At 71.2% G+C, this 13,216-nt stretch carries 10 protein-coding genes; 4 read left to right on the forward strand and 6 right to left on the reverse strand.

Annotation, left to right across the window (positions count from 1 at the left end; genetic code table 11):
• Positions 1–19 precede the first annotated feature (19 nt).
• Both ACIREI_RS27885 and ACIREI_RS27890 read left to right on the forward strand, forming a co-directional pair.
• A complete protein-coding gene (locus ACIREI_RS27885) occupies positions 20–1,372 on the forward strand; it encodes a polysaccharide lyase family 1 protein (protein WP_403338213.1) in 1,353 nt (450 codons plus the stop codon).
• Between the two features lie 90 nt (positions 1,373–1,462).
• Positions 1,463–1,810 carry a DoxX family protein gene (locus ACIREI_RS27890; RefSeq protein ID WP_403338216.1) on the forward strand — a complete coding sequence of 116 codons (348 nt, stop codon included), beginning with the start codon at positions 1,463–1,465 and terminating at the stop codon, positions 1,808–1,810.
• A 78-nt stretch (positions 1,811–1,888) separates the two neighbouring features.
• Here the strand turns inward: ACIREI_RS27890 and metG are convergent, their stop codons facing one another.
• Both metG and ACIREI_RS27900 read right to left on the reverse strand, forming a co-directional pair.
• On the reverse strand, positions 1,889–3,505 hold the full coding sequence (metG, locus tag ACIREI_RS27895; RefSeq protein WP_403338219.1) for a methionine--tRNA ligase: 1,617 nt from the start codon (positions 3,503–3,505) through the stop codon (positions 1,889–1,891).
• Positions 3,506–3,612: 107 nt separating this feature from the next.
• Complete coding sequence (locus ACIREI_RS27900) at positions 3,613–5,337, reverse strand: VWA domain-containing protein (protein ID WP_403338222.1); 1,725 nt, start codon at positions 5,335–5,337, stop codon at positions 3,613–3,615.
• Between the two features lie 277 nt (positions 5,338–5,614).
• Here ACIREI_RS27900 and ACIREI_RS27905 point away from each other — a divergent pair, with 277 nt between their 5' ends.
• Entirely contained in the window at positions 5,615–7,705 is a 2,091-nt protein-coding gene (locus ACIREI_RS27905; RefSeq protein ID WP_403338225.1) for a PhoX family protein, read from the forward strand.
• Positions 7,706–7,830: 125 nt separating this feature from the next.
• On the opposite strand, the gene ACIREI_RS27910 is transcribed toward ACIREI_RS27905, so the two are convergent.
• Together ACIREI_RS27910 and ACIREI_RS27915 are read right to left on the reverse strand one after the other, a co-directional pair.
• Complete coding sequence (locus ACIREI_RS27910) at positions 7,831–8,049, reverse strand: hypothetical protein (RefSeq protein ID WP_403338228.1); 219 nt, start codon at positions 8,047–8,049, stop codon at positions 7,831–7,833.
• Positions 8,050–8,215: 166 nt separating this feature from the next.
• Positions 8,216–9,160 (reverse strand): LysR substrate-binding domain-containing protein, encoded by a 945-nt coding sequence (locus ACIREI_RS27915; protein ID WP_403338231.1) that lies wholly within the window; start codon positions 9,158–9,160, stop codon positions 8,216–8,218.
• A gap of 178 nt (positions 9,161–9,338) precedes the next feature.
• Here ACIREI_RS27915 and snpA point away from each other — a divergent pair, with 178 nt between their 5' ends.
• Positions 9,339–9,992 carry a snapalysin gene (gene snpA / locus ACIREI_RS27920; RefSeq protein ID WP_403338742.1) on the forward strand — a complete coding sequence of 218 codons (654 nt, stop codon included), beginning with the start codon at positions 9,339–9,341 and terminating at the stop codon, positions 9,990–9,992.
• A 162-nt stretch (positions 9,993–10,154) separates the two neighbouring features.
• Here snpA and ACIREI_RS27925 read toward each other — a convergent pair whose 3' ends face one another.
• Together ACIREI_RS27925 and ACIREI_RS27930 are read right to left on the reverse strand one after the other, a co-directional pair.
• Entirely contained in the window at positions 10,155–12,101 is a 1,947-nt protein-coding gene (locus tag ACIREI_RS27925; protein ID WP_403338234.1) for an FUSC family protein, read from the reverse strand.
• A gap of 29 nt (positions 12,102–12,130) precedes the next feature.
• Complete coding sequence (locus ACIREI_RS27930) at positions 12,131–13,081, reverse strand: endonuclease/exonuclease/phosphatase family protein (protein WP_403338237.1); 951 nt, start codon at positions 13,079–13,081, stop codon at positions 12,131–12,133.
• Positions 13,082–13,216: the final 135 nt, after the last annotated feature.

The following is a 13,216-nucleotide window of genomic DNA, read 5'->3' on the forward strand; positions in this document are numbered from 1 at the left end:
GGTATGTAAGGACTCATTCGTGGCATCCCCTTCCTCCCGCCCTGCCCACCGCCGTTCCCTCCGCGGGCGCCGTACCGCTGTCATCACCGCCGCAGCCGTGGCCGCCGGCGTCGGTGCCGGAGTCTTCGTGATGAACGCGAACGCCGGCCCGGTCGACCTGTACCACCAGGCGCTGCCCGCCAAGGACGGCTGGGCGGCCTCCGGCGCCGGTACGACGGGCGGCTCGAAGGCGGACTCCGCGCATGTGTTCACCGTCAGCACCCGCGCACAGCTCGTGAAGGCGCTGGGGTCGGTCTCCGGCACCACGCCCCGGATCATCAAGGTCAAGGGCACCATCGACGCCAACACCGACGACGCCGGCAAGAAGCTGACCTGCGCCGACTACGCCTCCGGCACCGGCTACTCGCTCTCCGCCTACCTCAAGGCCTACGACCCGGCGACCTACGGCAAGAAGGCGCCGTCCGGCACGCAGGAGAACGCCCGCAAGGCCGCCGCGGACAAGCAGAAGAAGAACATCGTCTTCCGGGTGCCCGCCAACACCACCATCGTGGGCGTCCCCGGCACGAACGCCGGCATCAAGGGCGGCAGCCTTCAGGTGCAGAACGTCAAGAACGTCATCGTCCGCAACCTGACCTTCGCCGACACCCGGGACTGCTTCCCGCAGTGGGACCCGACCGACGGCTCGTCGGGCGAGTGGAACTCCAACTACGACTCGGTCACCCTGCGCGGGGTGACCAACGTGTGGGCGGACCACAACACGTTCACCGACGCGCCGACCTTCGACAGCTCCGAGAAGACCTACTTCGGCCGCAAGTACCAGGTCCACGACGGCGCCCTCGACATCACCAACGGCTCCGACCTGGTGACCGTCGAGCGCAACGTGTTCAGCAATCACGACAAGACGATGCTGATCGGCAGCAGCGACACCGACAGCACGGGCAAGCTGCGGGTCACGATCCACCACAACGTGTGGAAGGGGATCGTGCAGCGGGCGCCCCTGGCCCGCATCGGCCAGATCCACCTCTACAACAACGTCTACGACACCACGACGCTCAACGGCTACGCACCGAAGTACAGCATCGACTCCCGCGCCAAGGCCCAGGTCGTCGCCGAGCACAACGTCTGGAAGCTGCCGTCCGGCGCCAAGGTCGCCAAGCTGCTGAGCGGCGACGGCACCGGCTCGATCGCCGGCGGCGGCAACCTCGTCAACGGCACCACGACCGACATCGTGGCCGCCTACAACGCCGCGAGCTCGAAGAAGATCAAGACGACGGTGAACTGGAAGCCGACGCTCACGGCGGGCCTGCAGACCTCGGCGAAGAACCTGGTGACGGAGCTGGCGACGACGACCGGTGCCGGGGTGCTCTCCTGACCCGGGACGCCGAGTTCTCGGCGGGCCGTCACACTTGTGCGGCGGGTGGCGTCAGGGAGGCAGTGGACCGTACCTGACAGGGAGTTCCCCATGCAGACCGCGTATGTCGTCGTGACCCTCGCCGCCGCCCTGATGGCCGGTTTCTCCGGCACTGTCCTGCTGATGCGCGCCCAGTGGATCGTGCAGGCGCTGACCGAGTACGGCGTTCCCCGGCCGTGGTGGACCTGGCTCGGGCTGGCCAAGGCCGCCGGCGCCGTAGGGCTGGTGGCGGGGCTGTTCATGCCGGTGATCGGGGTGCTGGCGGGGACGGGGCTGGTGCTGTACTTCCTCGGCGCCGCGGTGACGGTGGCGCGGGCCCGTAAGTACGCGCACATCCCGTTTCCGCTGGTCTACGCCGCCCCCGTGGTCGGCGCGCTCGCTCTCGGGTACGCCGCCTGAACCGGGGCGTACGGCAGGGGCCCGGAACCAGCCGAGTGCGGTTCCGGGCCCCTGGACGTGCGTGTCCTCCTACGAGTTCTACGCGGTGGGCTTCTCCTCCAGACGCGGGAACAGCACCGCGCCCTTGGTGACCGTGGCCCCGGCCGGGAGCCTGCCCCAGTCACCGGCCTCCTGGACCTGCTGGTCCGCCAGGGCGCCGAGGGAGGCCTCCGCGCCGAGCGAGTCCCAGAGCTTCTGGGAGGTCTCCGGCATGACCGGGTTCAGCAGCACCGCGACGGCCCGCAGGGACTCCGCGGCCGTGTAGAGGATGGTGGCGAGGCGGGCCTGGCCCTCGGCGGAGGTGTCCTTCGCGACCTTCCAGGGCTCCTGCTCGGTGATGTAGCCGTTGACCTGTTTGACGAAGTCGAAGACGGCCAGGATGCCGCCCTGGAAGTCCAGCTCATCGCCGATCTTCCGGTCGGCCGCCGCGACCGCCTTGGCCAGGCCGTCGTGGATCGCCTTCTCCGCCTCGCCGTCGGCCGTCGCCGCCGGCAGCTCGCCCCCGAAGTACTTGCCGACCATGGCTGCCACGCGGGAGGCGAGGTTGCCGTAGTCGTTCGCCAACTCGCTGGTGTAGCGGGCGGAGAAGTCTTCCCAGGAGAACGAGCCGTCCTGGCCGAACGCGATCGCGCGCAGGAAGTACCAGCGGTAGGCGTCCACGCCGAAGTGCGAGGTCAGGTCCTGCGGCTTGATGCCGGTCAGGTTGGACTTGCTCATCTTCTCGCCGCCGACCATCAGCCAGCCGTTGGCGGCGACCTTGCCCGGCAGCGGCAGGCCGTTCGCCATCAGCATGGCCGGCCAGATGATCGCGTGGAAGCGGAGGATGTCCTTGCCGACGAGGTGGACGTCGGCCGGGAAGGTCGACTCGAACTTCTCCGGGTTCTCGTTGTAGCCGACCGCCGTGGCGTAGTTCAGCAGCGCGTCGATCCAGACGTAGATGACGTGCTTGTCGTCCCAGGGGATCGGGATGCCCCAGTCGAATGTCGAGCGCGAGATGGAGAGATCCTGCAGCCCCTGCTTCACGAAGTTCACGACCTCGTTGCGCGCGGACTCGGGCTGGATGAAGTCCCGGTTGGCCTCGTAGTGGGCGAGCAGTTTCTCGGTGTACTCGCTCAGCTTGAAGAAGTAGTTCTCCTCCTGGAGGAGCTCCACCGGCTTCTTGTGGATCGGGCAGAGCTTCTGACCCGCGTACTCGCCCTCGCCGTCGAGCAGCTCACCGGGGAGCTTGTACTCCTCGCAGCCGACGCAGTACGGGCCCTCGTAGCTGCTCTTGTAGATCTCGTTCTTGTCGTACAGGTCCTGGACGAACTCCTGCACACGGTCGGTGTGCCGCTTCTGCGTGGTGCGGATGAAGTCGTCGTTCGCGATCTCCAGGTGCTCCCAGAGGGGCTTCCACGCCTCCTCCACGAGCTTGTCGCACCACTCCTGCGGAGACACTCCGTTGGCGTTCGCGGTGCGCATGATCTTCTGACCGTGCTCGTCCGTGCCGGTGAGGTACCACACCTTCTCGCCGCGCTGACGGTGCCAGCGGGAGAGCACGTCGCCTGCGACGGTCGTATAGGCGTGGCCCAGGTGAGGAGCGTCGTTGACGTAATAAATGGGGGTGGTGACGTAGAACGCCTTTCCACCCTGCTTCTCGGATCCAGTGGCCGCCATGGTCGAAATCCTACTGGCCCCGTGAGGATCGACTCACACGCGTTTCGGGGGGTGGACGGCCGTCCACCCCCCGAGGTCGCTGTTCGTCGTCGGTCCCGCGGGTCGTTTTACGGACGCCAGTTCGCCAGGATGCCCTCGTAGACCTGCTTGTCGGTCAGCTCCAGCGGGGTCTCGCCTGCCAGGAAGTGGGCGGTGTTGGCCGTCTTGAGCTTGCGGAGGTAGTCGAACGCCTTCTGCTCGGGGTCGCCGAAGGCGACGAAGGAGAAGAACACGGAGGGGTGGTTCTTCGCGGCGTCGGCGAGGGCCTGGTTGGCGGGGGTCTTGGCGTCGGGGGCGCCGTCGGTCTGGAAGACCACCAGGGCGGGGGTGCCGGGGGCCGTCTTCTGGTGGTGCGTGACGACTTCCTCGACGGCTACGTGGTAGCTGGTACGGCCCATGCGGCCGAGGCCGGCGTGCAGCTCGTCGATCTTGTTCTCGTGCTCGGTGAGGGTGAGGTCGGCGGTGCCGTCGAGTTCCGTGGAGAAGAAGACGACGTGGACCGTGGGGTTGGCGGTCTCGGGGTCGAGGTGGGCGGCGAGAGCGAGGGTCTGGTCGCCGAGGGCCTGGGCGGAGCCGTCCTTGTAGTACGGGCGCATGGAGGCGGAGCGGTCGAGGACGAGGTAGACCTTGGCGCGGGTGCCGGTGAGGTCGAGCTTGTCGAGGGTGGCGGCGGCGGACTTGTAGGCGGTGACGAGGCCTGGGGGGAGGGTGGGGGTGGTGCCGGTGCCGGTGCCGGTGCCGGTGGCCTCGGCTTCGCCTTCGGTATCCGTGTTCCCGCCCGCACCACCCGTGCTGGGTTCGTCGTCGGCTGCGAGCGGCTCCTGTGGGGCTTCCTCGCCGTCGGCGGCCGCGGGCTCGTCGGGCGCCGGCTCCGTGACCGGTTCGGGGGTGGCTTCGGCGGCTGCCGGCTCCGCGATCGGTTCGGGGGAGGTCTCGGCGGCTACCGGCTCAGGGTCGGGCGTGGCCTCGGCGGACACCTCGGGCTCGGGGGCCGCCTCCGGCGTGGCCTCGGCGCTTGCCTCCGGCTCGGGTGCCGACTGCTCGTCCGCCGCGACCGGCGCGGGCTCCTGGGCCACCGGCTCCTGCTCCACCTCCGGCTCGTCCGGCACCGGCACGTCGGCCGACGTCTCCGCGACGGGCTCTGCCTGTACGGGGGCCTCGGCGGCGGGCGTTTCCTCGGCAGGCTCTTCGGCCGCGGGCGTCTCGATGACGGGCTCTGCCTCGGCGGGCTCCTCGGCGACGGGCGTCTCGGCAACAGCCTCCGCCTCGACCGCTTCCTCGGCGACGGGCGTTTCAGCCGCAGGCTCCTCGGCCACCGGCGTCTCCGCGACCGGCTCCGCCTCGGCAAGGCTCCCGGCGACCGGCGTCTCCGCGACGGCTTCCTCGGCCACCGGCGTCTCCGCCCCCGCCTCCTCGACCACCGGCGTCTCCGCGACGGCCTCCCCGGCGACCGCCGCCTCCGCCCCCGCCCCTTCGGCCACGTCCGTCTCCGCCGGCCCCGCCGGCTTCGGCACCGTCACGTTGTCGAACGCGGCCGAGACCAGCTCGTGCTCGCTGTCCTCCGTCTGCTCGGGACTGCTGAGGGCGTCGGACTTGTCGGGGTTCTCCGACTTTGCCGTGCCCTCCGACGCGCGCGGTTCCGGAACCTGGGCGGTGGTCGCCGGCTGGGGTTCCGGGGAGGGGGACGGGACCGTCGGCTGTGGCTCCGGCGAAGGAGTCGCACCCTCTGCTTCGGCGGTACGCCCCTTGCGTGACCGGCCGAACGCGTTCCGCAGGAGAGTGAGAATGCCCATGTGCGCAACCCTTCGCATGAGTTGATGCCCGTAGATCCCTGGCCAGGACGGACACGTAAGGTTAGCGGCCCCGGATGGCGATCTTGGGGAGGGGCGGACACAGGGGCTCCCGGTACGTCAAGGGCCGCATCGAGCCGAGTCCGGCCGCACACTCAACTGCCGTACGTCCACGCCTGATTCACCTGCCGTTCATGTGGTCGCCCCGCTCCCGCACAAACGTGCCCCTACCGTCCGTCACGCTGCACTCAAGGGGAAGCAAGGGGAGTACAAAAACGCCATGCGCATCCAGCTGCCGATCATCCGGACCAACAGTGACTCGCACTCTGGTGGCCGGTCCGCCCTGACCTGTCGGTTCCGGTGTGGTGACGCCTGTTTCCACGAGGTGCCGAACACCACCACGAACCCGTACGTCGGTGACGTCATCGCCGAGGCCGTGAGCCGCCGCACCACGCTGCGCGCCGCCGCCGTCGTCACCGCGGCCGCCGCCGTGGGCGCCACCACCACCGTCGCCGCGCCGAAGGCGGACGCCGCCGAGGCCGCTGCCGGGGACGCCGCCGCGGCCGAGCGGACCGGCGGTACCTTCGGCCGGGGCGCCCGCGGCCTCCGGTTCACGCCCGTCGCGCCGAACACCGCCGATACCGTGACGATCCCGGACGGTTACGCGCAGAACATCGTCATCCGCTGGGGCGAGCCCATCCTGCGTGGCGCCCCCGCGTTCGACCCGGAGAACCAGACGGGCGAGTCGCAGTCCCAGCAGTTCGGCTACAACAACGACTTCCTCGCCCTGCTTCCGCTGCCCGGCGAGCGAGGCCGGCAGATCCTCGTCGCCAACCACGAGTACACCGACGAAGTGCTCATGTTCCGTGGGTACGACGCCGCCAACCCCACCAAGCAGCAGGTCGAGGTCGCCTGGGCCGCGCACGGCCTGTCCGCCGTCGTCGTCGAGGGGGACCGCAGGAGCGGCAAGCTCACCGCCGTGCCGCGGCACCCGCTCAACCGTCGCGTCACCGCCACCACCGAGTTCAAGGTCACCGGCCCGGCCGCCGGCTCCGACCTGCTGAAGACCTCCGCCGACCCGTCCGGCACCAAGGTCCTCGGCACGCTGAACAACTGCTCCGGCGGCGTCACCCCGTGGGGCACCACCCTCCACGGCGAGGAGAACTTCAACCAGTACTTCGCCAACGCCACCCGCGCCACGGACAAGCGCTACGGCCTCGGGACGGGTGCGAGCGAGCGCAAGTGGGAGCGTTTCGACAAGCGGTTCGACGTCGCCCAGGAGCCGAACGAGCCGCACCGGTTCGGGTACGTCGTCGAGCTCGACCCCTACGACCCGTCCTCCAAGCCGCGCAAGCACACCGCGCTCGGCCGCTTCAAGCACGAGGGCGCGACCGTGCGGCTGACCGAGGACGGGCGGCCCGTCGTCTACTCCGGTGACGACGAGCGCTTCGACTACTTCTACAAGTTCATCGGCAGCAAGCGGATGAAGAAGGGGACCTCGCGGGCGGTGCGGGAGCACAACCTCTCGCTGCTCGACGAGGGCACGCTCTACGTCGCCAAGCTCACCGGTGACTCCCCCGCCATCGAGATCGACGGCACCGGCAAGCTTCCCGCCGACGGTGAGTTCGACGGCAGCGGCGAGTGGATCCCGCTGGCCACCGCCACCGCCGACGGCGCCGTCTCGCACGTCGAGGGGATGACCGCGGACGAGGTGTTCGTCTTCACGCGCGTCGCCGGTGACAAGGTCGGCGCCACCAAGATGGACCGGCCCGAGGACATCGAGCCGAACCCGTACTCCGGCAAGGTCTACGTCGCCCTCACCAACAACACCAACCGCGGTGTCGGTACGAACGCCAAGGCCGACGAGGCCAACCCGCGCAACGCCAACAAGCACGGCCAGGTCCTGGAGCTGACCGAGCGCTGGAACCGCGCCGACAGCAAGAAGTTCGCCTGGACGCTGTTCCTGGTGGCGGGTGACCCGGAGGACCCGGCCACCTACTTCGCCGGGTTCCCGAAGGAGGACGTCTCCCCGATCTCCTGCCCGGACAACGTCGCCTTCGACTCGTACGGCAACCTGTGGATCTCCACCGACGGCAACCAGCTCGGCTCGCACGACGGCCTCTTCGGCGTCGCCACGCGCGGTGACCGGCGCGGTGAGCTCAAGCAGTTCCTGACGATGCCGAAGGGCGCGGAGACCTGCGGCCCGGTCATCCAGGACCGCCGCGTGCTCGTCGCCGTGCAGCACCCGGGCGAGATCGACGGCGCGACGGCCGAAGAGCCGCTGAGCACCTGGCCCGAAGGCCCCGGCAAGCTCAACCGCCCGGCGGTCGTGGCGGTCTGGCGCAAGGACGGCTGCGACATCGGCGTCTGAGACGTCCGAGGCACCTCAGGTATCCGAGGCACTTCAGGCATCCGGGGCGCCTGAGCGTATACGCGCCCATACGTCTGCGGGCCGCCCTCATCACGAGGGCGGCCCGCATGCGTTTTCCGTGCAGTTCAGGGAGCGAGGCAGCTCACGGCCGGCGCCCCGGCCGGGTCCAGGAGCGCGGCGGGGTCGACCAGGGCGGTCGGGTCGGCGGCGAGCTCGGTCACGGCGGTGGGGGTCTCGCTGAGGCAGGTGACGGTGCCCACGGGGTCCGGCACGGCGCTGGCGGCCGGGGCCATGGCTCCGGCGAGGGCGAGGGTGCCGAGCAGGACGGTGGCGGTACGACGCATGGAAAATCCCCTTGTCGGGAGAGCGGCTGAGCAGATCGATCATTGCGTCTGCCCGCCCCCGGATTCGCCCTCCGTCACCTGCACGAGGATGACGTAACGATCCTCCGCGTGCACGGGGTTGACCCGGGGGTGCCGAGGGCGTTCAGCGGGAGGCGCTCACTGGCGCTCACGGCAGCGCCGGGACCGGCGGCTGCCGCTCGCCGTCGCGTTCCAGCCACTCCCGGTACGCCGGTGCCTGCCGGGCCACCTCCCAGTACGCCTCCTCCAGCGCGGGATAGACGCCGTCCAGGTCCGTCTCGGTGCGGGCCGCGAGGAGCAGTCGTACGCCCAGCGGGTCGCCGTGCAGGCGCCGTACCGCCATCGTGGGGCTGTCGGCGTGGGTCGGCTGGCAGACGGCGACCACCTCGCCGGTGGCGACCAGGGCGTCCGCCGTGTAGTAGTCGCCGTGCAGGACATGGGGGTTGACGCCGGCCGCGCGGAACATCCGCTGCACGGCGTCCCACTCGCCGTCCACCGTCGGGTCGACCATCCAGCGGTCGTCGGCCAGGTCGGGGAGGGTGACCTCCGCCTTCGCCGCGGCCGGGTGGTCGGTCGGCAGTGACACGAACTGCGGCTCACGTTCCATCAGCACGCGGAGACGGAGCTCGGGCGGGATGCGCAGGGGGGAGCCCTCCACCTCGTGGACGAAGGCGACGTCCAGCTGGCCGTCGGCGACCATGCGGAGCAGGGCGTTGGGGGAGACGTTCATATGGAGGGTCGGGTCCTGGCCCTGGCCGCGCAGCCGGCGCAGCCAGCCCGCCAGGGCCTTGCTCGCCGTCGAACCGACCCGCAGCTCCGGGCCGCCCACGGCCGCGGCCCTGGCCTCGGCGACCAGGGCACGCATCTCGGCCACCAGCGGGCGGGCCCGGCTGAGGACCAGACGGCCGAGCGGGGTGGGGCGGCAACCGGATCTCGCACGCACGAAGAGTGCGCCGCCCAGCTCCTGCTCGATCCGCCGCAGCTGAGTGCTGAGCGACGGCTGGGCGACGCCCAGCTGGCGGGCTGCCCGGTGCAGACTGCCGGTGTCGGCTATGGCGCACAGCGCGCGGAGGTGTCTCACCTCGAGGTCCATGCCCTCGGAGACTAAAGCGGAAGCACAGGTTTCACCAGCCGCACAAATCCCCCCGGAAGCGCGCCAATTGGGGTCCCGATAGGACCGTGCTATCACCGGTTGCCATCATCACAGCCGCCGCACAGGCGCCGACACTCGCCTTGACGACTCACCCCCCACCTAGGAGTCATCAATGCGTATGTCCTTTTCCCTGTCCGCCCGTTCCGCGGTGGCGGTCGGTCTCGGTGTCGCCGCCCTCGGCTTCGGCACGGTCGCTCCGGCGACGGCGGCTCCGGCCCGTGCCGAGGCCGGCTACGTCGCCAAGTCGGCCGAATCCGACGCCAGTCGGGCCTTCTTCCAGGCCGTCCTGAAGTCGGTCGCCGAGAAGCGCGCCGCGAACCCGAAGGCCGCGGCCGTCACCGTCACCTACGACGCGTCCGCCGCGCCCACCTTCAGCGCCCAGATAGCCCGCAGCACCGAGATATGGAACAGCTCGGTGTCCAACGTGAAGCTCCAGCAGGGCTCGAACGCCGACTTCACCTACCGCGAGGGCAACGACTCGCGCGGCTCCTACGCCTCGACCGACGGTCACGGCAACGGCTACATCTTCCTCGACTACGCGCAGAACAAGGAGTACGACTCGACTCGCGTCACCGCGCACGAGACGGGCCATGTCCTCGGCCTGCCGGACCACTACGAGGGGCCGTGCAGTGAGCTGATGTCGGGCGGTGGGCCGGGGCCGTCCTGCACCAACGCGCTGCCTGACGCCAACGAGAAGGCCAAGGTCGAGCAGCTGTGGGCCAACGGGTTCGCTGCCGCGATGGACAAGGCGTTGGAGAAGGCCGGCCGATAGGGCCGCCGCTCAGACCCACCCCCCACATGGCGCGGTCGCCCTCCTGCACGGGGCGGCCGCGCCTTCTTGTTCGCCCAGTAGCTCGGGTGGTTTGGCTTCGTGGGCGGCTGCGGGCCCCTTGTGGCTTGTCGCGCAGTTCCCCGCGCCCCTTTGGGGCGCGTTTCAGTGCGGGGACGCGATGGCGCGTGCCGCGGCCACCTCCTGGCGCAGGGGCTCCAGGACGCTGTCCGCCGGGCCGGTCAGGTCGGTGCGGACCGCGTACAGCGTCTCGGCCTCCCGTACGCCCTGGGCCAACTCCCTCAGCTGACGGGCGACTTGGTTCACCTCGGCCGCAGTTGGCCGCCCCGCCCCGTGCTTCACCCGCACCCGGGCCGCTGTCGTCGCGTCCACGATGCGTTCCACCGCTACGACCAGTGGCCACCATGCGGCCGCCCGGCGGCCGGTGGGCGGGGGTTCGGTCAGGGCGCGTTGGAACTCCGTGCGGATGGTGGAGAGGTTGCGGTAGAGGCGGCGGCGCATGCGGGCGCGGGCCGGGGGGTCGACGGCGTCCGGGCCGAAGGCGCCCTCCACATAGCGCGCCGTGTCCTCCACGGCGTCCGCGAGCCGGTCGCCGACCCGGGTGTGCCAGCTCTCCGGCCACAGCAGATACCCGGCGACGAGGGCGATCGCGCACCCCATCAGGGAGTCGACGAGGCGGGGCAGCAGCAGGGCGGTGCCCTGGCGGTTCAGGACGTCCGACAGGAGCAGGATCACCGGGGTGATGGCGGCCGTCTGGTAGCCGTACCCGCGCGGGGTGAACGCCGGGATCAGCGGCGCGAGCAGGAACAGCACCGGTACGTCCCACCAGCCGCGCGGCACCTCCGCGAGCACCGCCGCCGCGATCACCAGCCCGGCGACCGTGCCGAGGGCGCGCAGCAGCGCGCGGGAGAAGACCGAGCCGAAGTCGGGCTTGAGGACGAAGGTGATGGTGAGGGCGACCCAGTAGGAGCGGGGGACCGGGATGAGGGACACCAGGATCTGGGCCAGGCCGATGCACAGGGCGAGGCGCAGGCCGTAGCGCCAGGAGGCGGCGGAGAGCGTCACGCCCCGCAGGGCGCGGGCGGCGCGGATGCCGAGCGCGGCCGGCCGGCCGAGGCGGTCGTCGATGCCGCGGGGGTCGACGTCCGGGTTGGTGACGACCTCGGCGGCGTGGCGCAGGGCGTGGTCGACCGCGCGGGCGGTCTCGGTGGTCGGGGCGGGGAGCTTCAGGACTGTCGGGCCCGGGCGGCCGGTCTCGACGGCGGAGGCGAGGTGCCGTACGGCCTCCGGGACCTCGGGCGGGAGCCGGGTGCCGCTGAGGTGCGCCGCGGGGGCGGCCTCCACGACCGGGGTGATGGCGTTCAACTGGGCGAGCAGCCGGGTCAGTTCGGGGCTGCGGCCGTGGTGGCGGGCGCGGTGGGCGAGGACGATGTCGTACGACTGGTTCAGGGACTGGGTGACGGCGTGCCGGGCGTCGTCGTACGCCGGGGTGCTGCCGCTGCCCCCGGCCGCCAGCAGCTCGGCGATCGCCCGGTAGGTGTCCGCGACGGCGGCCCGCTCCGGGACCCCCGACCTGAGCGGCCAGGCGAGCAGCGCGAGGACCAGCACCAGCAGCCCGCCGCCGGACATCAGCAGCGGGGCGAGCCACCACTCGCCCGGCATCGGCAGGCCCGCGCCGACCACGCAGGTCAGCAGCAGCACCAGCCCCGCCGCGGAGGCGACCGCGCCGATCGTCGAGATCATCCCGGAGACGAGCGCGACACCGGTGACGGCGGCGACGGCGACCCAGCCGTGGCCGTACACCGCGGCACCGACGGTGACGCCGACGGCGCCGAAGAGCTGGGGGATGGCGATGGTGGGGATACGGACCCGATAGGCGGCGGCTGTGTCGCTGATGACGCCGTTGAGGGCGCCCATGGCGGCGAGGGCGCCGTAGGCGGGGCGGTCGACGGCCAGCCCGATGGCCAGCGGGAGGGCCATCGCGAGCGCGGCGCGGGCCACGGCCGGCCAGTTGACGGGGGCCGACTGGGGCCGGAGGTTCCGCACCAGCCAGTCGGGGGGAGTGCGGCCGATGGGGAACTCGCGGGACATGCGGCCCATTATGGGCACCCCGGATCAGCTCATCGCCGCTGGTGAAGCGTGAGGTCGGTGACAAACGAGCGATGGTCGGTGTCCGCCAGGTCGAGGAAACGGGCGGCGCGTACCGAGAAGTCCGCGGAGAGCAGCACATGGTCGATCTGCACGCCGAACGTCGGTGCCGTCCGGGCCGGCCAGCTGGGCGTGCGGTCGTGCCCGGCGAGCCGGGCGGCGTCGTGCAGGCCGGTGTCGAGGATGCGGCGGAAGGCGGCGTGGTCCTGGGAGGCGTTGAAGTCGCCGGCGAGGACGAGGGGCGTCCCGCCGTCCCCGGTGTGGTCGGCGGCGAAGTCCCGCAACTCGCCGAGCTCCCGGCGCCACAGGTCGGTCCGGCCGGGCAACGGTGGCATGGGGTGCGCGAGCTGGAGCCGTACGGCGTGCCCGCGGACGTCTGCGACGGCGCCGGGCATGGCCATGGTGCCGTCCACGCCGTCGGCGGGGCCGAGCGGGAAGCGGCTGAGCAGGACCGACCCCGCCGAGCCGCCCGCCACCTGTGCCGCCCGGTGCGGATAGCCGGTGCCCAGGGCCTCCTTCAGCCGGGCGTCGCAGGTGTACTCGCACTCCTGGACGAACACGAGATCCGGCTTCTCCCGGCGGACGGCCGCGACGAGGGCGTCGGTCGCGTGCCCGAACTCGACGTTCGAGGTCAGTACCCGGAAGGAGACGAGCGGTCGCCCACCCGGCTGACCGGCCTTCCCGTACGGCTCGATGAACCACGCCAGCAGCCCGAGCAGTACGACGGCCCACACGACGCCGAACCACCAGCGCGCGAACAGCGCGAGCAGCACCCCGACTCCGGCGGGCAGGAGCAGCCACGGCAGGAAGGCGAGGAACTGCGGGACGGGGGTGACGCCGTCGGTGTCGGCGACCCGGCAGCCGACGACCACGCTGACGCCCAGGAACAGCAGACCGGCCGACCAGGTAGCGGCACTCTTCAACGCCCGGCCTCCGCTCGCGGGTGGGATGCCCGAATCCTCCCTCAAAGACGAGGGGGGTGGGGGGAAGGTTGCGTGGAGGCGGGGCGGCGGGGGCGGACCGGGAGGGGCGGATGGGCGGAGGCGGACCGGGAGGGG

The organism is Streptomyces sp. NPDC093591, assembly GCF_044764885.1.
GTDB lineage: Bacteria > Actinomycetota > Actinomycetes > Streptomycetales > Streptomycetaceae > Streptomyces.

What these genes read in the sequence shown, in the direction of transcription:
- ACIREI_RS27890 (WP_403338216.1), top strand. Translation starts at nt 1,463, where the DNA reads ATGCAGACCGCGTATGTCGTCGTGACCCTCGCCGCCGCCCTGATGGCC.
- metG (WP_403338219.1), bottom strand. Translation starts at nt 3,505, where the DNA reads ATGGCGGCCACTGGATCCGAGAAGCAGGGTGGAAAGGCGTTCTACGTC.
- ACIREI_RS27900 (WP_403338222.1), bottom strand. Translation starts at nt 5,337, where the DNA reads ATGGGCATTCTCACTCTCCTGCGGAACGCGTTCGGCCGGTCACGCAAG.
- ACIREI_RS27905 (WP_403338225.1), top strand. Translation starts at nt 5,615, where the DNA reads ATGCGCATCCAGCTGCCGATCATCCGGACCAACAGTGACTCGCACTCT.
- ACIREI_RS27910 (WP_403338228.1), bottom strand. Translation starts at nt 8,049, where the DNA reads ATGCGTCGTACCGCCACCGTCCTGCTCGGCACCCTCGCCCTCGCCGGA.
- ACIREI_RS27915 (WP_403338231.1), bottom strand. Translation starts at nt 9,160, where the DNA reads ATGGACCTCGAGGTGAGACACCTCCGCGCGCTGTGCGCCATAGCCGAC.
- snpA (WP_403338742.1), top strand. Translation starts at nt 9,339, where the DNA reads ATGTCCTTTTCCCTGTCCGCCCGTTCCGCGGTGGCGGTCGGTCTCGGT.
- ACIREI_RS27925 (WP_403338234.1), bottom strand. Translation starts at nt 12,101, where the DNA reads ATGTCCCGCGAGTTCCCCATCGGCCGCACTCCCCCCGACTGGCTGGTG.